Source organism: Streptomyces sp. NPDC058308 (assembly GCF_042880275.1).
Classification (GTDB): domain Bacteria; phylum Actinomycetota; class Actinomycetes; order Streptomycetales; family Streptomycetaceae; genus Streptomyces.
On sequence record NZ_JBHVZA010000006.1, the window covers coordinates 84264 to 110785 of the forward strand.

The following is a 26522-nucleotide window of genomic DNA, read 5'->3' on the forward strand; positions in this document are numbered from 1 at the left end:
GGTGACGGTGCCTCACTCGGGTGTCGGCGGAACAGCCTTCTCCTTCGGTGTGCCGGGCTGTTCCGTGGCGACGGCTTGTGGGTCGGGGGAGGTGGCGTCCCCGGCGCCGTCCGCGCCCTCGGGGTCCAGGAGGGAGCAGACGACGCCGAGGAGCTGGTCCACGTCCACGGGTTTCGGTACGTAGTCGGTGGCGCCCTGCGCGATGGCCTTCTCGCGGTCGCCCGGCATGGCCTTGGCGGTGAGGGCGACGATGGGCAGTCCCTGCCAGCGGGGGCTGCGACGGATCGCGGCCATCGTTTCGTAGCCGTCCATCTCCGGCATCATGATGTCCATCAGGACCAGCTCGACGTCCGGATTGCGCTCCAGCGTCTCGATGCCCTCACGGCCGTTCTCCGCGTACAGGACGGGCATGCCGACGCGGCTCAGCACGTGCGTGAGCGCGAAGACATTGCGGATGTCGTCGTCGACGATGAGCACGCGGCGGCCCGGGAGTATGCGGCCCGCGCGCCCTTCCTTCCACTCCTCCAGTTTGGTGGGGGTGGGCCAGCTGTCGTCGGGTTCGAGGGTGGTGTGCGGGCGCAGGGCGGCCTGCTCGGTCGGTTCGGGCAGCTGGGTGTGTGCGGCGGCGTACGCGACGGCGGCCGCGCCGTGGCCGGGGTGCACCACGGGGACGTAGAGCGAGAAGGTCGAACCGTGGCCGGGGCGGCTCTCCGCCGTGATGCGGCCGCCGAGCAGGCCCGCGATCTCGCGGCTGATGGACAGGCCGAGGCCGGTGCCGCCGTACTTGCGGTTGGTGGTGCCGTCCGCCTGCTGGAACGCCTCGAAGATCACCGGGAGTTGTTCGGCCGGGATGCCGATACCGGTGTCGCTGACGGCGAAGCAGAGCAGGTCTTCGTTGTCGTGGAGGAGCCGGTCGCCCGAGGCCGCCCTGACACGGCTGACCCGCAGTTCGACGCTGCCGGCCGAGGTGAACTTGACCGCGTTCGACAGCAGGTTGCGCAGGATCTGCTGCAGACGCTGCTCGTCCGAGAACATCTCGCGCGGCACGTCGTCACCCACCGACACGTCGAAGGCGAGACCCCGGTCGAGGGTGAGTGGCCGGAACGTCGCGTGGACGTAGTCCAGGACCTTGATGAGCGGGAGCTTCTTGGGCCGGACGTCCATCCGGCCCGCCTCGATCTTCGACAGGTCCAGGATGTCGTTGATGAGCTGGAGCAGGTCCGAGCCCGAGCGGTGGATGGTCGTCGCGAACTGCACCTCCTGGTCGGAGAGGTGCTCGTCGGGGTTGTCGGAGAGCAGCCGGGCCAGGATCAGCAGGGAGTTGAGCGGGGTGCGCAGCTCGTGCGACATGTTCGCCAGGAACTCCGACTTGTACTGCGAGCTCGTGGCGAGCAGAGCGGCCTTCTCCTCGAGCTCCGCGTTCGAGCGGCGCAGCTCGGCCTGCTGGCGCTGGAGCTCGTCCGAGCGCTCCTGGAGCTGGATGGCGAGGCGCTGCGACTCGCCGAGCAGGGACTCCGTACGGGAGTTGGCGATGATGGTGTTGATCGCGACGCCGATGGTGTTCACGAACTGGTCGAAGAACGCCAGGTGGACGTCGGAGAAGCGGGAGAACGTCGCCAGCTCGATGACGCCGAGCAGCTTGTCCTCGAAGAGGATCGGGATGATGACGACCGTCGCGGGGGCCGCGTCGCCGAGCCCCGAATGGATCTTGATGTAGTCGGGCGGGACCTCCTCGACGAGGATCCGCTTCTTCTCCAGGGCCGCCTGCCGCACCAGGCCCTGTGCGGGCATCCCGCCGGTGTCGACGACCGAACCCTGCGCGGCGCCGTACCCGGCGATGAAGGCGAGGCCCTTGGCGGTGACCTGGGTGGGCGCCGGGGTCTCCGCCGTGTCCGGGTCGGCGAGGAAGAACGCGCCGTACTGCGCGTTCACCAGCGGGGTCAGCTCGCGCAGGATCAGGTCGGCGACCTCCATCAGGTCGCGGTGGCCCTGCATCAGACCGGCGAGCCGGGCGAGGTTGGACTCCAGCCAGTCCTTCGCGCGGGTGGTCTCGCGGAGGTTGGACACCATCAGGTTGATGTTGTCCTTGAGGTCGGTGACCTCGCCGCGCGTCTCGACCGTGATGGCGCGGGTCATGTCGCCCTGGGCGACGGCGGAGGCGACCTCGGCGATGGCGCGGACCTGCGTGGTGAGGTTCAGCGCGAGCTCGTTCACGTTCGTCGTCAGGCGCTTCCACGTGCCGTAGACGCCCTCGACCCGCGCCTGGCCGCCCAGCTGGCCCTCGGAGCCGACCTCGCGGGCGACCCGGGTCACCTCGGAGGAGAACGAGGACAGCGTGTCCACCATGGTGTTGATGGTGGTCTTCAGCTCCAGGATCTCGCCGCGCGCGTCCACGTCGATCTTCTTGGAGAGGTCGCCCTGGGCCACGGCGGTCGCGACCTGAGCGATGTTGCGGACCTGCCCTGTGAGGTTGTCCGCCATGTAGTTGACGTTGTCGGTGAGGTCCTTCCACACGCCCGATACGCCGAGGACCTGCGCGCGCCCGCCGAGCCGGCCGTCCGTGCCGACCTCCCTGGCCACCCGGGTCACCTCGTCGGCGAAGGCGCGCAGCTGCTCCACCATGGTGTTGACGGTGTCCTTGAGCTCCAGGATCTCCCCGCGCGCGGTGACCGTGATCATCTTGGAGAGGTCGCCGTTGGCGACGGCGGTGGTGACCTGGGCGATGTTGCGGACCTGGGAGGTGAGGTTCGACGCCATGAAGTTGACGTTGTCGGTGAGGTCCTTCCACACGCCGGACACGCCCCGGACCTGCGCCTGGCCGCCGAGGTTGCCTTCCGTGCCGACCTCGCGGGCGACGCGGGTGACCTCGTCGGCGAAGGCGGACAGCTGGTCGACCATCGTGTTGATCGTCGACTTCAGCTCCAGGATCTCGCCCTTGGCCTCGACCGTGATCTTCTTGCCGAGGTCGCCCTGGGCCACGGCCGTCGAGACGAGCGCGATGTTGCGCACCTGGGAGGTGAGGTTGTCCGCCATGAAGTTGACGTTGTCGGTGAGGTCCTTCCACACGCCCGACACGCCCCGCACCTGAGCGCGCCCGCCCAGGTTGCCTTCCGTGCCGACCTCGCGGGCGACGCGGGTGACCTCGTCGGCGAAGGCGGACAGCTGGTCGACCATCGTGTTCACCGTCGACTTCAGCTCCAGGATCTCGCCCCGGGCGTCGACGGTGATCTTCTGGCTCAGGTCGCCGTTGGCGACGGCGGTGGTGACCTGGGCGATGTTGCGGACCTGGGAGGTGAGGTTCGACGCCATGAAGTTGACGTTGTCGGTGAGGTCCTTCCACACGCCCGACACGCCCCGGGCCTGGGCGCGGCCGCCCAGCTGGCCCTCCGTGCCGACCTCGCGCGCCACCCGCGTCACCTCGGCGGCGAACGCGGAGAGCTGTTCCACCATCGTGTTCACGGTGAGCTTCAGTTCGAGGAGCTCACCCGTCGCCTCGACGGTGACCGTGCGGGTCAGGTCGCCCTGCGCCACCGCCGTGGTGACGAGGGCGATGTCGCGCACCTGGGCGGTGAGGCGGGACGCCATCGTGTTGACGGCCTCCGTCACGTCCCGCCAACTGCCGGAGAGTCCTCGTACCTTGGCGCGCCCGCCGAGCCGGCCCTCCGTGCCGACCTCGCGGGCGACGCGCGTGACTTCACCCGTGAAGAGGGACAGCTGATCGACCATCGTGTTGACGGCGCGGCCCAGGCGGCGCAGATCACCCCGCAGCTCGCGGGTGCCGTCGTGCAGGTCGACACGCTGGGTGAGGTCGCCGCCCGCCACCGCGTTGAGCACCCGGGTGGCGTTCGCCGCCGGGGCGACCAGCGCGTCCAGGAGCGTGTTGACCTCCGTCACGCGCGCCGCCCACCGGCCCTGTCCCGGGCTCGCGCCGAACCGCTCGTCCAGCCGGCCGTGCCGTATGATCTCCCGCCGCACGCGGACGAGTTCGCCGTCGAAGTGGAGCGAGCGGTCGAGCATCTCGTTGAGGACCACGTACAGCTCGGCGGTTATGCCCTCACCGACCGGCGTGACCTTGGTGAAGTCCCCGTCCCGCGCGGCGCGCATGGCGGCGAGGAGCGGGCGAAGCTGGCACATGGCCGAATCCGTACCGGGCACGGCGGCCTGCGCGGGGACCGGAATCCGGTCGTCTTGAAGCGCAGGCATAGCACTGTTCTCACTCATAACGGCCCACTTCAGTAACTCGGTGCTTATGGGCGCGGTCAGTCTGTCACTCTGTCGGTGTCGCCTGAGGCGTATTCGCCGAACTGCTCAGGAGCCGCACCGTGGGGTCCTTTCCGCTGCAACGGGAGACCGACTTCCGTTCCTTCGCTCCGGCCCCGGACCGCCCCGGGCCGTCGGTCGTGGTGGGTACATCACTGCCCGGAAATCCACTTGCGCCCGCCGCCGCACGTAACTTCGTCCGGGCGGCGCTCGCCGAGTGGACCGAGCTCGGCGTGCCCGCGGCCACGGGATTCACCGACCGGCTGGCCGACGACTCGGTGCTGCTGGTCAGCGAACTGGTGACGAACGCCGTCGTGCACGCGGGCACGGCCGTCGAGCTGCTCTGCCGCCTGGACGACGCGGAGCCCGGCGAGAGCACCGGGGCCCTCGTCATCGAGGTCTCCGACCACCACCCCTCCCGCGCCGTCCGCAGCGAACAGACCCGCCCTGCCAGTGACACCCCCGAGTACGGCCGCGGCCTGTACCTCGTCGCGACCCTCTCCGAGTCCTGGGGCATCACCTACCGCCCGGGCACCAAGACGGTCTGGGCCCGGCTGCCCGTCGAGGGCGTCCAGGCCGTCCACGAGATCGAGTCGTACGCGAGCGAACAGGCGCTCCAGCGCGGGCTGCGCGCCGCCGAGATCCTCGCTCCACTGCCCACGAGGACACCGCACGACATGGAATGGGTGAACAGGGGCGCGCTCACGTTCCTCGCCGAGGCGTCCGAGATGCTGGCCGGGCAGTTCGACGAGGACATGGTGGCCGCCCTCGCCGGACAGCTGCTCGTGCCGCGGCTCGCGGACTGGTGCGCGGTGTGGCTGGAGGACGGCTCGGAAGGCCCCGTGCGCGGCGACCCGGGCGCCCCCGGCGCGCGCCTCGCCCGCGTCTGGCACAGCAGCGAGCACCGCATGGAGGAACTCCGCCGCGTCCTGGAGAAGGAGCCACCGCGGCTGCCCGAGGCGGCGGACTCGGGCGCCTTCCCCATCCCCTGGCCCGGCGAGGCCCTCGCGGCCGGGGCGGGCTCGTCCGGCGCGGCGCTGGCCTACCGGATGGCCGCGGGCGGCCGCTCGCTCGGCACCCTCGTCATCGGCCGGGCGGGCCTCGTCCGGTTCGCCGACGAAGTCACCGGCCTCGTCGAGGACTTCACCCGCCGCGTCGCCCTGGCGATCAGCACCGCGCGCCGCTATCAGCGCCAGGCCAACATCAGCCAGGTGCTGCAGCGCGGGCTGCTTCCCAGCAAGGTCGCGGAGATCCCCGGCGTCGAGAGCGGCCTGGTGTACGAGCCGCGGGACAAGGGCGGCCCGGGCGGCGACTTCTACGACGTGTTCCACGCCAGTGAGGGCCGCTGGTGCTTCGCGCTCGGCGACGTCCAGGGCAAGGGCCCGGAGGCGGCCGTCGTCATCGGCCTCGCCCGCCCCTGGCTGCGCCTCCTGGCCCGCGAGGGGTACGCGGTCGCGGAGGTCATGGACCGGCTCAACCAACTGCTCCTCGACGACGCGACCGAGGCGGCGGACGCCGCGGCCGCGGTCGTCGCGGTAGCGGGCGGCCAGGGCGTGCCGCCCGACGGTCCCACCTCGCGCTTCCTCTCCCTCCTGTACGGCGAGCTGGTCCCGTACGAAGGGGGAGTGCGCTGCACGATCGCGTGCGCGGGCCACCCGCTGCCGCTCCTCCTGTCGCCCGACGGCGAGGTGCGGGAGGCGGCCACCCCGCAGATGCTGCTCGGGGTCGTCGACGACGAGACGTACACCAGCGAGAGCTTCGATCTGCGGGCCGGCGAGACGCTCCTGTGCGTCACGGACGGCGTGACCGAGCGGCGCTCGGGGCGGAGCCAGTTCGACGACGGGGACGGCCTCGCCGAGGCCCTCGCCGGCTGCGCGGGGCTCGACGCGGGGCTGGTGGCGGAGCGGATCCGGCGGCTCGTGCACGAGTTCTCGGATCGGCCCCCTGACGACGATCTGGCGCTTCTGGTGCTGCGGGCGCGCTGAGGCGGGCCGGGCGAGGGGGCCCGGGCGGTGGGGGACAATCGAAGGTATGCCTTCCGCACTGCCCGATGGTGAGCCCATGCCCGAGGACGGCGCGCTGCCCGCGTCCGCCCTGGCCGGCGCGGCCTCGCGCCCACTCGGCTTCTACCTGCACGTCCCGTACTGCGCCACGCGCTGCGGCTACTGCGACTTCAACACCTACACGGCCACCGAGCTGCGCGGCTCCGGCGGCGTCCTCGCCTCCCGCGACAACTACGCGGACACCCTGACCGACGAGGTGCGCCTCGCGCGAAAGGTCCTCGGCGACGACCCGCGGCCGGTGCGGACCGTGTTCGTCGGGGGCGGTACGCCGACGCTCCTTGCCGCGGGCGACCTCGTACGGATGCTCGCCGCCGTACGGGACGAGTTCGGGCTCGCCGACGACGCGGAGATCACGACCGAGGCGAACCCGGAGTCGGTCGACGCGGCGTACCTGAGCGAGCTGCGCGAGGGCGGGTTCAACCGCGTCTCCTTCGGCATGCAGAGCGCGAAGCAGCACGTCCTGAAGGTCCTTGACCGCACGCATACGCCGGGGCGGCCCGAGCGCTGCGTCGCGGAGGCGCGGGCGGCCGGGTTCGAGCACGTCAACCTCGACCTGATCTACGGCACACCGGGCGAGACGGACGACGACTGGCGGGCCTCGCTCGACGCGGCGATCGGCGCCGGGCCCGACCACGTGAGCGCGTACGCGCTGATCGTCGAGGAGGGGACGCAGCTGGCGCGGCGGATCCGGCGCGGAGAAGTGCCGATGACCGACGACGACGTGCACGCCGACCGGTACCTCATCGCCGACGAGGTCCTCGGGGGCGCGGGCTTCGAGTGGTACGAGGTCTCCAACTGGGCCACCTCAAAGAGCGGCCGGTGCCTGCACAACGAGCTGTACTGGCGGGGCGCCGACTGGTGGGGCGCAGGGCCGGGAGCCCACAGCCATGTGGGGGGCGTGCGGTGGTGGAACGTCAAGCATCCCGGCGCGTATGCCGGGGCGCTGGCGGGGGGCGGGTCGCCCGGCGCCGGGCGCGAGCTGCTCTCCGACGAGGACCGTCGGGTGGAACGCATCCTGCTGGAGCTCAGGCTGCGTGACGGCTGCCCGCTGTCGCTCCTGAAGGAGACCGGCCTCGCCGCGGCGCGCCGGGCGCTGGGGGAGGGCCTTCTCGAGGCCGCCCCGTACGACGAGGGGCGTGCGGTGCTGACGCTGCGGGGGCGGCTGCTGGCCGACGCGGTGGTGCGGGACCTGGTGGACTGAGGCGGGGCGGGGGCGGTTCCCGGCCCGGGCAGCCTCAGAGCCTGTCTTTGAACCCCACCTGCGCCCCGGCCCTCAGGGCAGGGTCACGAAGTCGATCAGTTCCTCCACGCGGCCCAGGAGCGCCGGTTCGAGATCCTTGTAGCTGCGCACCGAGCCCAGGATGCGCTGCCACGCGGCCCCCGTGTTCTCCGGCCAGCCGAGCGCCCGGCACACACCCGTCTTCCAGTCCTGGCCGCGCGGGACCCGGGGCCAGGCGGTGATGCCGACCGAGGCGGGCTTCACCGCCTCCCAGACGTCGATGTAGGGGTGGCCGACCACCAGGGCGTGCGCGCTGGTGACCTCCGCGGCGATGCGGGACTCCTTGGAGCCGGGGACGAGGTGGTCCACGAGGACGCCGAGGCGGGCGTCGGGGCCGGGGGCGAACTCGGCGACGATCGCGGGGAGGTCGTCGATGCCCTCCAGGTACTCGACGACGACGCCCTCGACGCGCAGGTCGTCGCCCCAGACCCGCTCCACGAGTTCGGCGTCGTGCCGGCCCTCCACGTAGATGCGCCCCGCGCGGGCGACCCTGGCCCGCGCCCCCGGGACGGCCACCGAGCCGGACGCGGTGCGGGAGGGGCGTACCGGAGCGCGTGCGGCGCCCGAGGGACGTACGAGAGTGACCGGCCGGCCCTCCAGGAGGAATCCGCTCGGCTCCATCGGGAAGACGCGGCACTTGCCGAAGCGGTCCTCCAGGGTCACTGTCGGGCCCTGCGCCGTCTTCTCGCAGCGGATCACCGCTCCGCAGAAGCCGGTGCTCAGCTCCTCGACCACGAGGCCGGCGTCCGCCGCCACCTCGGGCACGGGCTTCGGCTTCTTCCAGGGGGGCGTGAGATCGGCGGAGTACTGGCGCATTCCGCCGACGATAGGAAGAACGGGCCCGCTCCCGCCTACGACACGCCGAAACGGGCCGCCAGTGTGGCGCGCTGCGCACGGACAAATGCCGCATCGACCACCGCACCGTGCCCCGGCACGTACAGCGCGTCCTCGCCCCCGAGCTCCAGGAGCCGGTCGAGCGCCGCCGGCCACCGCGTCGGCACCGCGTCCGGGCCCGCCTGCGGTGCCCCCGACTCCTCGACGAGGTCGCCGCAGAAGACGACCTCACGGCCGCCGTCGACGCCCGGCACCAGGACCACCAGGTCGTGGGCGGAGTGCCCGGGCCCGATGTTCGCGAGCAGCACCTGGAGGCCGCCGCCCAGGTCGAGCGTCCACTCCCCGCACACCAGGTGGTGCGGGTGGACCAGGAGGTCGGCCGCCTCGGCTGCCGCGTCCGCGTCCAGGCCGTGCCGTACCGCGTCGGCGCGCAGCTCGTCGCGGCCCGCGGTGAGAACCGTCTCGACGCCCACCGCGCCGTACACCTCCACGCCCGCGAAGGCCGCCGCCCCGAGGACGTGGTCGAAGTGCGGGTGGGTGAGGGCGAGGTGGGTGACCCGGCGGGTGCCGCCGAGGATCGCGCGGGCCTGCGTGCGCAGGGCCGCGCCCTCGGCCAGGCTCGACCCGGCCTCGATCATGAGGGCCGCGTCGCTGCCGACGACGAGCCCCGCCGTGCAGTCCCACGTGGGCAGGCGGCGCCGCCCCACGTGCGGCGCGAGCCGTTCCCAGCCCGCCGCTTCCCATGCCGGCGTCACGTCCATACCGTGACGCTATCCCACGGGAGGCGTTCGGCCCGGCTGCCTGTCCTGCCCGGAGCCCGGCAGGACACGGAGGGGTCCGCCCTTGCCGGGGCCGTACCCGACGGCCGTACACTTACCTTTCGAAAGGCTGGCACTCCCGCACGGTGAGTGCCAGACGGGGGCTCGGGGAACGTTCGGGGCCCGTCGTGACGGAAGACAGCTGGAGGTGTGCGCGATGCTGAATGAACGCAGGCTCGAAGTGCTGCGCGCCATCGTCCACGACTATGTCGGGACGGAGGAGCCCGTCGGCTCCAAGGCCCTCACGGAGCGGCACCGTCTGGGGGTCTCACCGGCCACCGTGCGCAACGACATGGCGGCGCTGGAGGAGGAAGGGTTCATCGCCCAGCCGCACACCAGCGCGGGGCGCATCCCGACGGACAAGGGCTATCGGCTGTTCGTCGACAAGCTCGCGGGCGTCAAGCCGATGACGGCGCCCGAGCGCCGGGCCATCCAGAATTTCCTCGACGGCGCCGTGGACCTCGACGACGTGGTGGGGCGCACGGTCCGGCTGCTCGCGCAGCTGACGCGGCAGGTCGCCGTGGTGCAGTACCCGTCGCTCACGCGGTCGACGGTGCGGCACGTGGAGCTGCTCTCGCTGGCTCCCGCGCGGCTGATGCTCGTACTGATCACGGACACCGGCCGGGTCGAGCAGCGCATGATCGACTGTCCGGCGCCGTTCGGCGAGAGCGCGCTCGCGGACCTGCGGGCACGGCTGAACAGCCGGGTCGCGGGCCGTCGCTTCGCGGACGTGCCGCAGCTGGTGCAGGACCTGCCGGAGGCCTTCGAGGCCGAGGACCGCGGCACCGTCTCGACGGTCCTCGCGACCCTCCTCGAAACCCTGGTCGAAGAGACCGAGGAGCGGCTGATGATCGGCGGAACCGCCAATCTCACCCGCTTCGGACATGACTTTCCCCTCACCATCCGGCCCGTTCTCGAAGCCCTTGAGGAGCAGGTCGTGCTCCTCAAGTTGCTTGGGGAGGTGCAGGATTCGGGCATGGCCGTACGGATCGGTCATGAGAACGCCCATGAGGGACTCAGCTCTACTTCCGTGGTCTCGGTCGGCTACGGTTCGGGCAGCGAGGCAGTAGCCAAGCTCGGCGTGGTCGGACCGACCCGCATGGACTATCCGGGAACGATGGGAGCAGTACGCGCAGTGGCACGTTACGTCGGACAGATCCTGGCGGAGTCGTAAGTGGCCACGGACTATTACGCCGTACTCGGCGTGCGCCGCGACGCTTCCCAGGACGAAATCAAGAAGGCCTTCCGCAGGCTTGCGCGAGAGCTTCACCCGGACGTGAATCCGGATCCGAAGACTCAGGAGCGCTTCAAGGAGATCAACGCCGCGTACGAGGTGTTGTCGGACCCGCAGAAGAAGCAGGTCTACGACCTCGGCGGAGACCCGCTGTCCCAGGCGGGCGGCGGCGGAGGCGCGGGTGGCTTCGGCGCCGGCGGCTTCGGCAACTTCTCCGACATCATGGACGCGTTCTTCGGGACGGCGTCGCAGCGCGGGCCGCGCTCGCGCACGCGCCGTGGCCAGGACGCCATGATCCGTCTGGAGATCGACCTCGACGAGGCCGCCTTCGGGACCACCAAGGACATCCAGGTCGACACGGCGGTCGTCTGTACGACCTGCAGCGGTGAAGGTGCCGCGCCGGGGACGTCCGCACAGACCTGTGACATGTGCCGCGGTCGCGGTGAGGTGTCGCAGGTCACGCGGTCCTTCCTCGGGCAGGTCATGACCTCGCGGCCGTGCCCGCAGTGCCAGGGGTTCGGCACGGTCGTGCCCACTCCGTGCCCCGAGTGCGCCGGCGACGGACGCATCCGGTCGCGGCGGACGCTCACCGTGAAGATCCCCGCCGGTGTCGACAACGGCACCCGGATCCAGCTCGCGGGCGAGGGCGAGGTCGGCCCCGGCGGCGGCCCCGCGGGCGACCTGTACGTGGAGATCCACGAGCTGCCGCACGAGGTCTTCCAGCGGCGCGGGGACGACCTGCACTGCACCGTCACCATCCCGATGACGGCGGCCGCGCTCGGCACGAAGGTGCCGCTGAAGACGCTGGACGGCATGGAGGAGATCGACATCCGGCCGGGCACGCAGTCCGGTCAGTCGGTCCCGCTGCACGGCCGTGGCATCACGCACCTGCGCGGCGGCGGTCGCGGAGACCTCATCGTGCACGTCGAGGTCCTCACGCCGACGAAGCTCGATGCCGAGCAGGAGCGGGTGCTGCGGGAGCTGGCGCAGATGCGGGGTGAGGAGCGGCCCACGGGGCAGTTCCAGCCGGGGCAGCAGGGGCTTTTCTCCCGGCTCAAGGATGCGTTCAACGGGCGGTAGCGCCTGGAGCGGTGACTTCGGCCCCCGGCGACGGTTCGTTCCGTCGCCGGGGGCTTTGTCGTCGTCCGCGGGTCGTGGGGGCTGGTCGCGCAGTTCCCCGCGCCCCTAAAAAACCGCCCGCGCGCCCCTGGGGGGCCGCGTGGCGGCCCTTTCAGGGGCGCGGGGAACTGCGCGAGCAACCCCAGGCGGCCCGCAGCCGCCGACGGGGGCAGGGGCCAGACGGGGCGGCGAAAGCCAGGTGCGGGGTACGCGATTCGGTGCGGGTCAAGACGCGTGGCACGATGCGTGCATGAGCTCCGCACTGACCGATCTCTGCCGCCATCCGATCGTGCAGGCCCCCATGGCGGGCGGTGCCTCCGGCCCGCAGCTGGCCGCGGCTGTCGCCGAGGCCGGTGGGCTCGGGTTTCTGGCCGCCGGGTACAAGACCGCCGACGGGATGTACCAGGAGATCAAACAGGTGCGGGGGCTGACCTCGCGGCCCTTCGGCGTCAATCTCTTCATGCCGCAGCCCGACACCGCGGACGCCGCGGCCGTCGAGGTCTACCGCAACCAGCTCGCCGGCGAGGCGTCCTGGTACGAGACGCAGCTCGGCGACCCGGACAGCGGACGTGACGACGGGTACGACGCCAAGCTCGCGATCCTGCTCGACGACCCGGTGCCGCTCGTCTCCTTCACCTTCGGCTGCCCCACGCGCGACGTCCTCGACGCCTTCGCGCGCGTCGACACCATGACCGTCGTCACCGTCACCACGGCCGAGGAGGCCCAGACGGCCCAGTGGGCCGGGGCCGACGCGGTGTGTGTGCAGGGCATCGAGGCGGGCGGACACCAGGGCACCCACCGGGACAACCCCGAGGCCGACGGCGCCGGGATCGGGCTGCTCTCCCTGATCACGCAGGTCCGCGAGACCGCGCAGATCCCGATCGTCGCGGCCGGCGGCCTGATGCGCGGCGCCCAGATCGCCGCGGTGCTCGCGGCGGGCGCGGACGCCGCGCAGCTGGGCACCGCGTTCCTCGTCACCCCCGAGTCGGGCGCGAACCCGCTGCACAAGCAGGCCATGACCAACCCGCTGTTCGTGCGGACCGAGCTGACCCGGGCGTTCTCCGGCCGCCCGGCGCGTGGCCTCGTCAACCGCTTCATGCGCGAGCACGGCCCGTACGCCCCCGCCGCCTACCCGCAGGTCCACCACCTCACCAGCGGTCTGCGCAAGGCCGCGGCGAAGGCCGGTGACGCCCAGGCCATGGCGCTCTGGGCCGGGCAGGGGCACCGGCTCGCCCGGGAGCTGCCCGCCGGGCAGCTCGTGGAGGTGCTCGCCGCCGAGCTGGCCGAGGCGAAGGCGGCGTCGGGGTCGGAGGGCGCGGCATGACCGCCCCCGTCTTCGTCGCCGAGAACTTCGCCGCGGGCGCCGGCGGACGCTACGTACTGGACGGGCCCGAGGGACGGCACGCCGTCTCCGTGAAGCGGCTGCGCGCCGGTGAGGACGTCGTGCTGACCGACGGCGCGGGGCGCTGGGCGCGGTGCGTGGTCCTCGACACCGAGGGCAAGGACCGGCTGGTCCTCACGGTGGACCCCGTGACCGAGGAGCCCGAGGAGTCGCCCCGCATCACCGTCGTGCAGGCCCTGCCCAAGGGCGACCGCGGCGAACTGGCCGTGGAGACCATGACGGAGACCGGCGTCGACGCCGTCGTGCCGTGGACCGCCTCGCGCTGCATCACGCAGTGGAAGGGCGAGCGCGGCCTCAAGGCCCTCGCCAAGTGGCGGGCCACCGCGCGCGAGGCGGGCAAGCAGTCGCGCCGGGTCCGCTTCCCCGAGATCGCCGACGCCGCGTCGACCAAGCAGGTCGCCGCCCTCCTCGCGGACGCCGACTTCGCGGCCGTCCTGCACGAGGAGGGCAGCGAGCCCCTTGCCACGGCGGAGCTCCCGAAGGCCGGGCACATCGTCCTGGTGGTCGGGCCCGAAGGGGGCGTGTCCCCGGACGAGTTGGCGGCCTTCGCCGGGGCGGGCGCGAAGCCGTACCGGCTGGGGCGCAGTGTGTTGCGTACGTCGACGGCCGGGACTGCGGCGACCGCGCTGCTCCTCGGCCGTACGGGCCGCTGGGCCTGACCGAACCCCCTTGGAGACTTTGATGGAACTCGCTCAGGTCCGGCTGCTCGTCACGGACTTCCCCGCCTGCTACCGCTTCTACGGCGAGGTCCTCGGCCTCAAGCCCCAGTCGGGCGCCGAGGAAGGCCCGTACGAGAAGTTCAGCCCCGCCGCGGGCTCCGCGGGCATCGCGCTGCAGGACCGGGCGATGATGGCCGGGCTGCTCGGCGAGGTGGCCGGGTCGGTGGCCGGCCACCGCTCACTGGTGGTGCTGCGGGTCGACGACCTGGACGCGTACTGCGCGGAGATCACCGGCCGGGGCGCCGTGCTCACCCATGGCCCCGCGCCGCTGACGGACCGCATGCGGGTGGCGCATCTCAAGGATCCCGAGGGGAACCTGGTGGAGCTTCAGGAGTGGCTGCTGCTGCGCGCCTGACGAAGCGGGCAGATGGCCGCAAGCGGTCTACCGCACCGGGGCGGGCGGTGGCACTCTGCCGCCTATGGGGGCATGGAGACGGTTACGCGGCCGGGCCGTGGCGACCCGGCGCACGACGTCGTTGTACGCCGTCGCACTCGTCGGCGCCGCCGCGCTCGGCGTCACCGCGTGCGACCCCGTGGACGGGGGGATGAACACCTCCTCGATCGCGCTCACCACCGACGAGATGGGCACCAAGGCGCTGGAGCGGCAGCACGCCGACGTGGCGTGGCTCAGCTGTACCGCCGGCTTCGGCGACAAGGCCGTCCCGCGCGGCAGGTCCGCGTCGTCCGACGCGGTGGCCGAGGTGGACTGCCAGGGCGAGACCGACGGCGGCAAGGACATCACCATCAAGGGCAGGGTGCGTTCCGTCGTCGACGGGAACTGCGTCCGCGGCAACCTCACCGCGCGGGTGGGCGGCAAGCAGTGGTTCCGCGTCGACGTGCTGGGCAACTGCGACGCGGACGACGGCAATGACGGCAATGGGGACGGAAGCGGGGGCGGGGGCGGCAAGCCGTCCAATCCGGCCGTCTCCCACCGGCCACAGCCCTCCCACGAACAGCCCCGCCCCGCACCGACCACCACCGTCACCGTGACCGTCACCGCGCACCCGCCTCCCGGGCCGACCTGCAACTGCCTGCCCGGCAAGTGATCCAAACCGCTGTCGGCCGACTCGGCGGCTGCCTAGGGTGGACGTCGTGACAGAGTCAGCGCACACCGCATATCTCCGGTTCCCGCACATCCACGGCGAGTTGACCACCTTCACGGCCGAGGACGACGTCTGGGTCGCGCCCCTCGACGGGGGACGCGCCTGGCGGGTCAGCGCCGACGACACGCCCGTCAACCACCCACGGATATCGCTGGACGGCACGACCGTCGCCTGGACCTCCACCCGGGACGGAGCCCCCGAGGTGCACGTCGCGCCGCTGGACGGCGGGGCGTCCAAGCGCCTCACGTACTGGGGGAGCGGGAGGACCGCCGTGCGCGGCTGGACCCCGGACGGCCGGGTCCTCGCGGTCAGTACGGTGGGGCAGGCCTCGCTGCGCCGCTCCTGGGCGCGGGCCGTGCCGCTCGACGGCGGACCCGCCGCCACCCTGCCGTACGGCATCGTCGGCGACGTCGCGTACGGGCCCGACGGGCAGGTCCTGCTGCTCTCCGCCCCGATGGGCCGCGAGGCCGCCTGGTGGAAGCGGTACCGGGGCGGCACCGCGGGGAAGCTGTGGATCAGCAGGCCCGACGGGGACGAGGCGGCCCCCTTCGTACGGGTCCACGAGGAGCTCGACGGGAACATCGAGTACCCGCTCTGGGTGGACGGCCGCATCGCCTTCCTCTCCGACCACGACGGGGTGGGCGCCCTCTACTCCTCCCTGCCCGACGGCTCCGACCTGCGCAGGCACACCCCGCTCGACGGGTTCTACGCGCGGCACGCCGCCACCGACGGCAACCGCGTCGTCTACGCGTCGGCCGGTGAACTCTGGCTCCTGGACGACCTGTCGGAGGCCGAACCGCGCCGCCTGGACATCCGCCTCGGCGGCCAGCGCACCGACTTGCAGCCGCACCCCGTCTCCGCGGCCCGCTGGTTCGGCGCCGCCGCGCCCGACCACACCGGACGCGGCAGCGCCGTCTCCGTGCGCGGCTCCGTGCACTGGGTCACGCACCGCGAAGGCCCCGCCCGCGCGCTCGCCGCCGAGCACGGGGTGCGCGCCCGGCTGCCCCGCACCTTCCGCGTGGAGGGCGAGGAACACGTCGTGTGGGTCACGGACGCCGAGGGCGACGAGGCGCTCGAATTCGCGCCGGCCACCGGCACCGCGCCCGGCGCCACGCCCCGCCGCCTCGCCGCGGGACAGCTCGGCCGGGTCCTCGCGCTCGCCATGTCCCCCGACGGCTCCCGCGCCGCCGTCGCCTCGCACGACGGCCGGGTCCTGCTCGTCGAGCGGGAGAGCGGCGAGGTCCGCGAGGTCGACCGCAGCGACGACGGCGACGCCACCGGGCTCGTCTTCTCGCCCGACTCCGCCTGGCTCGCCTGGTCGCACCCCGGGCCCCGGCCGCTGCGCCAGCTCAAGCTCGCCAACACCGCCGACCTGTCGGTGTCCGAGGCGACCCCGCTGCGCTTCCGCGACTACGCGCCCGCGTTCACCCTCGACGGCAAGCACCTCGCCTTCCTCTCCGCGCGCGCCTTCGACCCGGTCTACGACGCGCACGTCTTCGACCTCGCCTTCGTCGGCGGCTCACGGCCGTACCTGATCACGCTCGCGGCGACCACGCCCTCGCCCTTCGGCCCACAGCGGCACGGCAGGCCCTTCGAGGCCCAGGACGGCGCGGGCGCCGAGACGCCCGACAGCGAGGGCGCGCCCGTCACCCGCATCGACTTCGACGGACTCGCCGACCGCATCGTCCCCTTCCCCGTCGAAGCGGCCCGGTACAGCACGCTGCGCGCCGCCAAGGACGGCCTGCTCTGGCTGCGCCACCCGGTGCGCGGCGTGCTCGGCGCCTCCCGGGCCACGCCGCACGACCCCGACCCGAGGACCGAACTGGAGCGGTACGACTTCGTCCACCACCGCGTCGAGGAACTGGCCGCGGACGCCGACCACTTCGCGGTCACCGGCGACGGCAAGCGGGTCCTGCTGTGGACCGACGGCAAGCTGAAGGTCGTCCCCGGCGACCGGCGCGCCTCCGGCGACGAGGACAGCGACTCGAACATCACCGTCGACCTCTCCCGGGTCCGGCACACCGTCGACCCGGCCGCCGAGTGGCGCCAGATGTACGACGAGACGGGCCGCCTCATGCGGGACAACTTCTGGCGGCCCGACATGGGCGGCGTCGACTGGGACGCCGTCCTGGAGCGCTACCGCCCCGTCCTCGACCGCGTCGCCACCCACGACGACCTCGTCGACCTGCTGTGGGAGGTGCACGGCGAGCTCGGCACCTCGCACGCCTACGTCGTCCCCGGCGCCGCGCACACCGCCCACCGGCAGGGGCTGCTCGGCGCGGACCTCTCGCGCGGCGCGGACGGCCTGTGGCGCATCGACCGGATCCTCCCCTCGGAGACCTCCGACCCGGCCGCGCGCTCGCCGCTCGCCGCGCCCGGCGTCGCGGTCCGCCCCGGCGACGCGGTCGTCGAGGTGGGCGGCAGGGCCGTCGACCCGGTCGCGGGGCCGGGGCCGCTGCTCGTGGGCACCGCCGACAAGCCCGTCGAGCTGACGATCTCGCCGGCCGGCGGCGGGGACGCGCGGCACGCCGTGGTGATCCCCGTCGACGACGAGGAGCCGCTGCGCTACCACGCCTGGGTCGCCGACCGGCGGGCGTACGTCCACGAACGCTCGGGCGGCCGCCTCGGCTACCTCCACGTACCCGACATGCAGGCGCCCGGCTGGGCGCAGATCCACCGCGACCTGCGCATCGAGGTGGCCCGCGAGGGGCTGGTCGTCGACGTCAGGGAGAACCGCGGCGGGCACACCTCGCAGCTCGTCGTGGAGAAGCTGGCGCGCCGCGTCGTCGGCTGGGACCTGCCCAGGGGCTCGCGCCCCCTCAGCTACCCCGCGGACGCGCCGCGCGGCCCCGTCGTCGCCGTCGCCAACGAGTTCTCCGGCTCCGACGGCGACATCGTCAACGCCGCGATCAGGGCGCTCGGCATCGGGCCCGTGGTGGGCACGCGCACGTGGGGCGGCGTCGTCGGCATCGACAGCCGCTTCCACCTCGTCGACGGGACGCTGGTGACGCAGCCGAAGTACGCGTTCTGGCTGGAGGGCGAGGAGTGGCGCGTCGAGAACCACGGCGTCGAGCCCGACGTGGAGGTCGTGACCACGCCGGACGACTACGCGGCGGGCCGCGACCCGCAGCTGGACGAGGCGATCCGCCTCGCGCTCGCCGCGCTCGCGGAGCACCCGGCGAAGGCGGCGCCGGACCTGCCGGGCGCACAGTGACCTTGTCCCGGTCCCTCGGCACGGGGCCGATAGCATGCCGGACGTACTGATCGTTGCGTTCTAGGAGGCGGCCCATGGCGGGCGAAGCACAGAGCGACTGCCTGTTCTGCAAGATCGTCGCGGGGGAGGTGCCGGCGACCGTCGTGCGCGAGAGCGAGACGACCGTGGCCTTCCGCGACATCAACCCGCAGGCGCCGACCCACGTCCTGGTGATCCCCAGGGTCCACCACCCGGACGCCGCGTCGCTGGCCGCCGCCGAGCCGCAGATCGCCGCCGACGTGCTGCGCGAGGCGGGCGACGTCGCCGCCCAGGAGGGCGCCGAGAGCTACCGCATCGTCTTCAACACGGGACCCGGCGCGGGCCAGACCGTCTTCCACGCGCACGCGCACGTCCTGGGCGGCCGCGGCCTCCAGTGGCCTCCCGGATAGCGGAGCCGACCCCTCTTGTCCGTACGAGAACTGGTGGTGCTCGGCACCGCCAGCCAGGTCCCCACCCGGCACCGCAACCACAACGGCTACGTCCTGCTCTGGGACGGCCAGGGCATCATGTTCGACCCCGGCGAGGGCACGCAGCGGCAGATGCTGCGCGCCGGGGTCGCCGCCCACGACCTGCACCGCATCTGCGTCACGCACTTCCACGGTGACCACAGCCTGGGCCTGGCCGGGGTGATCCAGCGCATCAACCTCGACCGGGTCCCGCACCCCGTCACCGCCCACTACCCGGCGTCCGGCGAGCACTTCTTCGAGCGCCTGCGGTACGCGACGGCCTACCGCGAGACCGTGCGCCTCGCGCAGGCGCCGGTCGCCGCGGACGGGCCGCTCGCCGTCACCCCCTCGTACACCCTCGACGCGGTGAAGCTCTCCCATCCGGTGGAGTCCTACGGCTACCGCGTCACCGAGCCCGACGGGCGCCGGATGCTGCCCCGGCTGCTCGCCGAACACGGCATCGCGGGCCCCGACGTCGGGCGGCTCCAGAAGGAGGGAAGGCTCGGCGGTGTCACCCTCGACGAGGTCAGCGAGGTGCGGCGCGGGCAGCGCTTCGCCTTCGTGATGGACACCCGGCTCTGCGACGGCGTGCACGCGCTCGCCGAGGGCTGCGACATGCTCGTCATCGAGTCGACCTTCCTCGACGAGGACGAGCAGCTCGCCACCGACCACGGCCACTTGACCGCGGGGCAGGCCGCCCGCGTGGCGGCCGGCGCGGGCGTGCGCCACCTCGTGCTCACCCACTTCAGCCAGCGCTACCCCGACCCGTCCGCCTACGAGCGGCAGGCCCGCGCCGCCGGTTTCGACGGTGAACTCACCATCGCCCGCGACCTGACCCGCGTCCCCCTGCCCAAGCGGACCTGAGAGCCTGTCTTCGCACCCCCCTCCCCCCGAACTGAGCGAGACCGCACCATGCCGATCCCCAAGGCCGAACTCCACCTCCACATCGAAGGCACCCTCGAACCCGAGCTCGCCTTCGCGCTCGCCGAGCGCAACGGCGTCGAACTGCCCTACGCGGACACCGAAGAGCTCCGCAAGGCCTACCTCTTCGACGACCTCCAGAGCTTCCTGAACCTCTACTACAGCCTGATGGCCGTGCTGCGCACCGAGGCCGACTTCGAGGAGCTCGCGGACGCCTACCTCGCCCGCGCCGCCGAACAGGGCGTACGGCACGCGGAGATCTTCTTCGACCCGCAGGCGCACACGGCGCGCGGGATCCCCATCGGCACCGTCGTCGAGGGCCTGTCCCGCGCGCTCGACCGCAGCGAGGAGCGGCACGGCATCTCCACGCGGCTCATCATGTGCTTCCTGCGCGACCAGTCCGCCGACTCCGCCCTCGAGACCCTGACGGCCGCCGAGCCCCACCTCCACCGGATCATCGGCATCGGCCTCGACTCCGCCGAGGTCGGCCACCCGCCGGCCAAGTTCCAGAAGGTGTACGAGGCGGCCGCCGCCCGCGGCCTGCGGCTCGTCGCCCACGCGGGCGAGGAGGGCCCGCCCGCGTACATCACGGAGGCCCTCGACGTCCTGCGCGTCGAGCGCATCGACCACGGGCTGCGCTGCATGGAGGACCCGCAGCTGGTGGAGCGCCTGGTCCGCGACCGCGTGCCGCTCACGCTCTGCCCGCTCTCCAACGTCCGGCTGCGCGCCATCGACGTACTGGAGGAGCACCCGCTGGCGCGGATGCTGGACGCCGGTCTGATGTGCACGGTCAACTCCGACGACCCGGCCTACTTCGGCGGGTACGTCGACGACACCTTCCACGCCGTGCGCGAGGCCCTCGGGCTCGACCAGGAGCGGCTGCGCACGCTCGCGCGGAACTCCTTCGAGGCGTCCTTCCTGGACCGGGACGAGGCGGACGAGGCGCTGCGGGCGCGCTACCTCGCCGAGGTCGAGGCTTATTCGTTCGACTGACGGCCGGCGGCGGGTTACCGTCCTGTCCATGGACACCATCGCGCAGATCTACGGCTGACACGGCCCTTTGGCCCCCGCCCGCCCCTTCCGGGGCCGTGGCGGCGGGCCGTCGTGTCCCCACCCGTAGCTTTCCGTACGCGAAGGAACTCTCATGTCGTCCCGACGTCTCTCCCGTCGCCGCGCCCACATCGCCATGATCGGCGTCCCGATGGTCAGTCATGTGCTGCCCACCCTCGAAGTCATCCGTGAGCTGGCGGCGCGCGGCCACCGCGTGACGTACGCCAACGACCCGGCCACCGCCGGGCTGATCGAACCCACGGGCGCCGAACTCGTCCCGTACGACTCGACGCTCCCGTTCCGCGACAACATCTGGCCCGAGGACCCGATCGAGGCCAGTGCGCTCTTCCTCGACGACGCGATGGCCGTCCTGCCGCGGCTCCACGCGGCGTACGACGACGACCCCGCCGATCTGTACCTGTACGACATCGGCGCGTACGTTGCCCGGGCGCTCGCCGAGGCGCAGGGCCGGCCGCTCGTCCAGCTGTCGCCCACCTTCGTCGCCTGGGGCAGCTACCAGGAGGACGTCGGCGCGGTCCTCGCTCAACTGCCGGGCGCCGACGTGCTTGAGGCCCGGTTCAAGGAGTGGCTCGGCGGGTGCGGGGCCACCACGCTGGACGTCGGGGAGTTCTCCGGCGTGCCGCCGCGGGCCGTCGCCACCGTCCCGCGGGCCATGCAGCCGCATGCCGACACGGTCGACGCCGAACGGATCGACTTCGTCGGGCCCTGCCTCGGGGACCGTGCGCGGCGGGAGAGCTGGACGCGGCCCGAGGGCGCCGAGAAGGTGCTCCTGGTCTCGCTCGGCTCGGCGTACACCGTGCAGCCGGAGTTCTACCGGCAGTGCGTGGCCGCCTTCGGGGACCTGCCCGGCTGGCACGTCGTGCTGCAGATCGGCAAGCACGTGGATCCCGCCGAGCTCGGCTCCGGCCTCCCGGCGAACATCGAAGTCTGCTCCTGGGCGCCGCAGTTGGCGATCCTGGAGCAGGCCGACGCGTTCGTCACCCACGCGGGCATGGGCAGCAGTTCCGAAGGGCTCTTCTGCGGCGTCCCGATGATCGCGGTGCCGCAGGGGGCGGAGCAGCCGATGAACGCGGACCGGCTCGTGGAACTGGGGGTCGCGCGCCGTGTCGACACGGGCTCCGCGACCTCGGAGGTCCTGCGCGACGCGCTCCTCGAACTGGCCTCGGACCCCGATGTCGCGCGCAGGTCGGCCGCGTTGAAGGCCGCGACCCGGGCCGAGGGCGGGGCGCGGCGGGCGGCGGATCTGATCGAGGCGGAGCTGTCCTGCTGAAGCTGAGCCGTTGACGCTGGTGCGTTTGCGTACCTAGTCTCCGTTCTCATGTATGGACAGCGCTCCGGCAGTCTCGTCATCGAAGAGGTCCGTCTCACGCCCGTCCTGGTGGCCGATCCGCCGCTGCTCAACACCCAGGGCGTCCACCAGCCCTACACCCCGCGACTCATCATCGAACTGGTCACAGCCGGTGGAGTGGTGGGGATCGGTGAGACGTACGGAGACAGCACGTACCTGGAGCTCGCGCGGCCCATCGCCGAGCGGCTGGTCGGACACGAAGTGTCCGATCTGAACGGGCTGTTCACACTTGCGGACGACGTGGCCGTCGACGCCGCACGGATCGACGATTCCGTGGACGTCGGCGGCCTGCGCGGCGTGCGGACCGCGGACAAGCTGCGGCTCTCCGTCGTCTCCGGCTTCGAGGTCGCGTGCCTCGACGCGCTCGGCACGTCCCTCGGGCTGCCCGTGCACGCGCTGCTCGGCGGCAAGGTGCGCGACGCCGTGGAGTACAGCGCGTACCTCTTCTACAAGTGGGCGGGGCACCCCGACGGCACCGCGAGCGAGCCGGACGCGGGGTGGGGCGCCGCGCTCGACCCGGCCGGAATCGTCGCCCAGGCCCGGCTCTTCGCCGAGCGGCACGGCTTCTCCTCCTTCAAGCTCAAGGGCGGTGTCTTTCCGCCGGACGAGGAGATCGCCGCGATCCGCGCCCTGGCCGAGGCCTTCCCCGGGCGGCCGCTGCGGCTCGACCCCAACGGCGCCTGGTCCGTGGAGACTTCGCTGAAGGTCGCGGCCGAGCTCGGCGACGTCCTCGCCTACCTGGAGGACCCGGCGCTCGGCACGCCCGCGATGGCGGCGGTCGCCGCGGACACGCGCCTGCCGCTCGCCACCAACATGTGCGTGACCACCTTCGAGGAGATACCGGAGGCCTTCGCGAAGGGGGCCGTGCAGGTGGTGCTCTGCGACCATCACTACTGGGGCGGGCTGCGGCGCACCCGTGAACTGGCCGCGGTCTGCCGGACGTTCGGCGTGAGCGTCTCGATGCACTCCAACACGCACCTGGGCATCAGCCTGGCCGCCATGACACACGTGGCGGCGACCGTGCCCGGGCTCGACCACGCCTGCGACTCGCACTACCCGTGGCAGGCCGAGGACGTGCTGAGGGCACGGCCGCGGTTCGTGGACGGGAAGGTCGCCGTCACCGACGCGCCCGGCCTCGGCGTGGAGCTCGACCGGGTGGCGCTCGCGGCGCTGCACGCGCGCTGGCTCGACGAGGACTTCCGCGCGCTGCGGGACCGGGACGACGCGGCGGCGATGCGGGTGGCCGACCCCGCGTGGGAGACCCCGTCCGTGCCGCGCTGGTAGGGCCCGTCCGTTACGTTGCCTGCATGGTCGTACCCGTAAAGCCCACCATCGACCCGCTGAAGGCGGCCCGCAGAGCCGGTGATCCGGACTGCGACGTCTACCTCACCGGCACGGTCTTCCTCGACATCATCTTCACCGGGCTCGACTCCGCGCCCGTGCGCGGGACCGAGTCCTGGGCGCGCGGCATGGGGTCGAGCCCCGGCGGCGTCGCCAACATGGCGACCGCGCTCGCCCGGCTCGGCCTGCACACCTCGCTCGCCGCGGCCTTCGGGGACGACCACTACGGGGAGTACTGCTGGGACGCCCTCGAACAGGGCGAGGGCATCGACCTCACCCCGTCACGGACCGTCCCCGGCTGGCACTCGCCGGTGACGGTCTCCATGGCGTACGAGGGCGAACGCACCATGGTCAGCCACGGCCACGAACCGCCGCCGGACGCCGCGGTACCGGACGGCGGCGCCCCCTCCTGCCCGCCACGGGCACGCGCCGCCGTCGCCTCGCTGACGCCCGGCACCCGCGCCCCGTGGATCGCGCAGGCCGCCCGCAGCGGCACGCGGATCTTCGCCGACGTCGGGTGGGACGACACCGGCCGGTGGGACCTCGCCGGGCTCGCCGACCTGGCGCACTGCGAGGCGTTCCTGCCGAACGCGGAGGAGGCGATGCGCTACACGCGCACCTCGTGCCCGCGGGCCGCGGCCCGCGCGCTCACCGACCACGTGCCGCTCGCCGTGGTGACGCTGGGCGCGGAGGGCGCGTACGCGGTGGACGGCCGGACCGGCGAGACCGCCGAGGTCCCGGCCATCGCGGTCGAGGCGCTCGACCCCACCGGGGCGGGCGACGTCTTCGTCGCGGGCTTCGTCACGGGCACGCTGGCGCAGTGGCCGCTCGCGGACCGGCTCGCCTTCGCGGGGCTGACGGCGGCGCTCTCCGTCCAGGAGTTCGGCGGCTCCCTGTCGGCGCCCGGCTGGGCGGAGGTGGGGGCCTGGTGGCGCCGGGTCCGGGAGGTCGACGGCCAGGATCCGGTGGCGCTGCGGCGGTACGCGTTCCTGGAGGGCCTGCTGCCGGCCGCGGCCCGGCCGTGGCCGCTGCGCAGGGCGGTGCCGACCATCGGCTTCCGCTCGGCGTAGGAGATCATCAGCAGTTCTGCCGACTGATTTCGTCAGCGCATCCTCGAAACCGCCGACGACATCCGCGTGAGCGCGGTGTGCGACGGTCACGAGGCCGTGGAGCAGGCCGTACGCCACCGGCCCCCGCCTTCACGGCCCCCCGGCGGGCCGAGGCCCAGGCCGCGTTCCGGGCGCTGCTGAGCGCCCCGGAGATGCAGAGGGAGGGCCCGGGGTGCATCGCGCCCCCCCCGGGCCCGTTTACGAAAGGCACGGAAAGGCCCCGAGCATGACGGAACCGATGAATGCGCCTAACGGAGAGCGGACCGGGGAGGCCGGCTGGCTCATTCCGCTGGTCCTGCTCGTGCCGGTCGTCCTCGTCCGCCACCTCACCGGCCTGACCACGCCCTGGCTGATCGGCGCGTGGGCGGTCTGGGCCCTGGCGGCCCTGCTGACCGTGGCCGAATGGGTCACCGTGGCCCGCCGCGGAGCGCGGGACAGGCGCGGCTGGACGACCTGTCTGCTCGTGCACGTCGCCCTGGTGTGGCAGGCGGCCGCGCTGGCCTGAAGGGGCGCCGGACGGGGAACATCCGGCGGGCTGCTGTAGTTGCGGTCGTACCGGGTGCGGCGAAAAGGCCTACGGCACTGACGGTGCCGCGTCGTACTCTTGGCAGTGCAAGGCTGTCGAGCGGCCACCAAGCCCCGCACGAGGAGGATGAGCAGGCCTTCAGAGCCGGCCCATGACTCAGACACCCACGACTCACACCGACGCGCAGGACCAGGCCCGAGCCCACTTCACCGTCCCCGCGAGCCATCCGATGGTGACGGTGCTCGGCTCCGGTGACGCCCTGCTGCGGGTGATCGAGAAGGCCTTCCCGGCGGCCGACATCCATGTCCGGGGCAATGAGATCAGCGCGGTGGGCAACGCCCACGAAGTCGCCCTGATCCAGCGCTTGTTCGACCAGATGATGCTGGTGCTCCGCACCGGACAGCCGATGACGGAGGACGCAGTGGAACGCTCGATCGCCATGCTGAGGGCGGACGAGAACGGCAACGGCGCGGAGGAGACCCCCGCCGAGGTCCTCACACAGAACATCCTCTCGTCCCGCGGCCGGACCATCCGCCCCAAGACCCTGAACCAGAAGCGGTACGTCGACGCGATCGACAAGCACACCATCGTCTTCGGCATCGGTCCCGCCGGTACGGGCAAGACGTACCTCGCCATGGCCAAGGCCGTGCAGGCGCTGCAGTCCAAGCAGGTCAACCGCATCATCCTGACGCGGCCCGCGGTCGAGGCCGGCGAGCGGCTCGGCTTCCTGCCCGGGACGCTCTACGAGAAGATCGACCCGTATCTGCGCCCGCTCTACGACGCCCTGCACGACATGCTGGACCCGGACTCCATCCCGCGCCTCATGGCGGCGGGGACGATCGAGGTCGCCCCGCTGGCGTACATGCGCGGCAGGACGCTGAACGACGCGTTCATCATCCTCGACGAGGCGCAGAACACCAGCGCCGAGCAGATGAAGATGTTCCTCACCCGCCTCGGCTTCGAGTCGAAGATCGTCATCACCGGTGACATCACCCAGGTCGACCTGCCGGGCGGCACGAAGAGCGGTCTGCGCGAGGTGCAGCGGATCCTCGACGGCGTGGAGGACATCCACTTCTCGCGGCTCACGTCGCACGATGTGGTCCGGCACAAGCTGGTCGGCCGTATCGTCGACGCGTACGAGCAGCACGACAGCCGCGACGGGAAGTAGACCAGCACCACCATGTCGATCGACGTCAACAACGAATCAGGAACCGCGGTCGACGAGCAGGCGATCCTCGACATCGCCCGCTACGCCCTCGCGCGGATGCGCATCCACCCGCTCTCCGAACTCTCGGTGATCGTCGTGGACGCCGCCGCCATGGAGCAGCTGCACATCCAGTGGATGGACCTGCCGGGGCCGACGGACGTCATGTCCTTCCCGATGGACGAGCTGCGGCCGCCCATGAAGGACGACGAGCCCCCGCAGGGCCTCCTCGGTGACATCGTGCTCTGCCCCGAGGTCGCCACCCAGCAGGGCAAGGACGCCCCGACGCAGCACTCCATGGACGAGGAGCTCCAGCTCCTCACCGTCCACGGCGTGCTGCACCTGCTCGGGTACGACCACGAGGAGCCCGACGAGAAGGCCGAGATGTTCGGCCTGCAGGCCGCGATCGTCGACGGCTGGCGCGCGGAGCAGGGCCTGACCGGGCCGTCCCCGGCTCCCACGGTCTCGTAGC

21 protein-coding genes are annotated in these 26522 nt (G+C 72.4%); 18 read left to right on the forward strand and 3 right to left on the reverse strand.

The genetic code is table 11. From position 1 onward, the window contains the following. Window positions 1-12 precede the first annotated feature (12 nt). Window positions 13-4104 carry a HAMP domain-containing protein gene (locus ACFVYL_RS10725; RefSeq protein ID WP_389714696.1) on the reverse strand — a complete coding sequence of 1364 codons (4092 nt, stop codon included), beginning with the start codon at window positions 4102-4104 and terminating at the stop codon, window positions 13-15. Between the two features lie 218 nt (window positions 4105-4322). On the opposite strand from ACFVYL_RS10725, the gene ACFVYL_RS10730 reads away from it, so the two are divergent. Then, the gene (locus ACFVYL_RS10730) at window positions 4323-6245 is read left to right on the forward strand and encodes a SpoIIE family protein phosphatase (RefSeq protein WP_389714459.1); all 1923 of its coding nucleotides are present in this window, start codon (window positions 4323-4325) and stop codon (window positions 6243-6245) included. Between the two features lie 46 nt (window positions 6246-6291). Continuing rightward, complete coding sequence (gene hemW, locus ACFVYL_RS10735) at window positions 6292-7524, forward strand: radical SAM family heme chaperone HemW (RefSeq protein ID WP_389714461.1); 1233 nt, start codon at window positions 6292-6294, stop codon at window positions 7522-7524. A gap of 72 nt (window positions 7525-7596) precedes the next feature. On the opposite strand, the gene ACFVYL_RS10740 is transcribed toward hemW, so the two are convergent. Both ACFVYL_RS10740 and ACFVYL_RS10745 read right to left on the reverse strand, forming a co-directional pair. Continuing rightward, window positions 7597-8418: a DUF3097 domain-containing protein gene (locus tag ACFVYL_RS10740; RefSeq protein ID WP_389714463.1), complete on the reverse strand. Its 822-nt coding sequence runs from the start codon at window positions 8416-8418 to the stop codon at window positions 7597-7599. 35 nt (window positions 8419-8453) lie between these two features. After that, window positions 8454-9191, reverse strand: a complete 738-nt coding sequence (locus ACFVYL_RS10745) for an MBL fold metallo-hydrolase (protein ID WP_389714697.1) — start codon at window positions 9189-9191, stop codon at window positions 8454-8456. Window positions 9192-9411: 220 nt separating this feature from the next. Between ACFVYL_RS10745 and hrcA the strand changes: the two genes are divergently transcribed. The 16 genes from hrcA (at window position 9412) to ybeY (ending at window position 26521) form a co-directional block, all read left to right on the forward strand. Then, window positions 9412-10428: a heat-inducible transcriptional repressor HrcA gene (hrcA, locus tag ACFVYL_RS10750; RefSeq protein WP_389714465.1), complete on the forward strand. Its 1017-nt coding sequence runs from the start codon at window positions 9412-9414 to the stop codon at window positions 10426-10428. Continuing rightward, complete coding sequence (dnaJ, locus tag ACFVYL_RS10755; protein ID WP_389714466.1) at window positions 10429-11568, forward strand: molecular chaperone DnaJ; 1140 nt, start codon at window positions 10429-10431, stop codon at window positions 11566-11568. Between the two features lie 289 nt (window positions 11569-11857). Further along, window positions 11858-12931: a nitronate monooxygenase gene (locus tag ACFVYL_RS10760; protein WP_389714467.1), complete on the forward strand. Its 1074-nt coding sequence runs from the start codon at window positions 11858-11860 to the stop codon at window positions 12929-12931. Next, window positions 12928-13668, forward strand: coding sequence for a 16S rRNA (uracil(1498)-N(3))-methyltransferase (locus tag ACFVYL_RS10765; RefSeq protein ID WP_389714468.1), 741 nt, complete (start codon window positions 12928-12930; stop codon window positions 13666-13668). Before ACFVYL_RS10760 ends, ACFVYL_RS10765 begins: the two co-directional genes overlap by 4 nt. 22 nt (window positions 13669-13690) lie before the next feature. Then, window positions 13691-14083, forward strand: coding sequence for a VOC family protein (locus ACFVYL_RS10770; protein ID WP_389714470.1), 393 nt, complete (start codon window positions 13691-13693; stop codon window positions 14081-14083). 97 nt (window positions 14084-14180) lie between these two features. After that, a complete protein-coding gene (locus tag ACFVYL_RS10775) occupies window positions 14181-14774 on the forward strand; it encodes a hypothetical protein (protein ID WP_389714471.1) in 594 nt (197 codons plus the stop codon). A gap of 46 nt (window positions 14775-14820) precedes the next feature. Beyond that, window positions 14821-18045, forward strand: coding sequence for a S41 family peptidase (locus tag ACFVYL_RS10780; protein WP_389714472.1), 3225 nt, complete (start codon window positions 14821-14823; stop codon window positions 18043-18045). Window positions 18046-18119: 74 nt separating this feature from the next. Continuing rightward, entirely contained in the window at window positions 18120-18473 is a 354-nt protein-coding gene (locus ACFVYL_RS10785; RefSeq protein WP_389714474.1) for a histidine triad nucleotide-binding protein, read from the forward strand. Window positions 18474-18488: 15 nt separating this feature from the next. Beyond that, complete coding sequence (locus ACFVYL_RS10790; RefSeq protein WP_389714475.1) at window positions 18489-19394, forward strand: ribonuclease Z; 906 nt, start codon at window positions 18489-18491, stop codon at window positions 19392-19394. 48 nt (window positions 19395-19442) lie between these two features. Further along, a complete protein-coding gene (locus ACFVYL_RS10795) occupies window positions 19443-20444 on the forward strand; it encodes an adenosine deaminase (RefSeq protein ID WP_389714476.1) in 1002 nt (333 codons plus the stop codon). 151 nt (window positions 20445-20595) lie between these two features. Beyond that, window positions 20596-21792 carry a macrolide family glycosyltransferase gene (locus ACFVYL_RS10800; protein WP_389714478.1) on the forward strand — a complete coding sequence of 399 codons (1197 nt, stop codon included), beginning with the start codon at window positions 20596-20598 and terminating at the stop codon, window positions 21790-21792. 48 nt (window positions 21793-21840) lie between these two features. Beyond that, a complete protein-coding gene (locus ACFVYL_RS10805; RefSeq protein WP_389714479.1) occupies window positions 21841-23154 on the forward strand; it encodes a glucarate dehydratase family protein in 1314 nt (437 codons plus the stop codon). Window positions 23155-23177: 23 nt separating this feature from the next. Continuing rightward, window positions 23178-24281, forward strand: a complete 1104-nt coding sequence (locus tag ACFVYL_RS10810; RefSeq protein ID WP_389714481.1) for a carbohydrate kinase family protein — start codon at window positions 23178-23180, stop codon at window positions 24279-24281. Between the two features lie 277 nt (window positions 24282-24558). Further along, the gene (locus ACFVYL_RS10815) at window positions 24559-24825 is read left to right on the forward strand and encodes a hypothetical protein (protein WP_389714483.1); all 267 of its coding nucleotides are present in this window, start codon (window positions 24559-24561) and stop codon (window positions 24823-24825) included. A gap of 172 nt (window positions 24826-24997) precedes the next feature. After that, window positions 24998-26014 (forward strand): PhoH family protein, encoded by a 1017-nt coding sequence (locus tag ACFVYL_RS10820; RefSeq protein WP_389714485.1) that lies wholly within the window; start codon window positions 24998-25000, stop codon window positions 26012-26014. A 12-nt stretch (window positions 26015-26026) separates the two neighbouring features. Further along, window positions 26027-26521: an rRNA maturation RNase YbeY gene (gene ybeY, locus ACFVYL_RS10825; RefSeq protein ID WP_389714487.1), complete on the forward strand. Its 495-nt coding sequence runs from the start codon at window positions 26027-26029 to the stop codon at window positions 26519-26521. The last annotated feature ends 1 nt before the right edge of the window (window position 26522 follow it).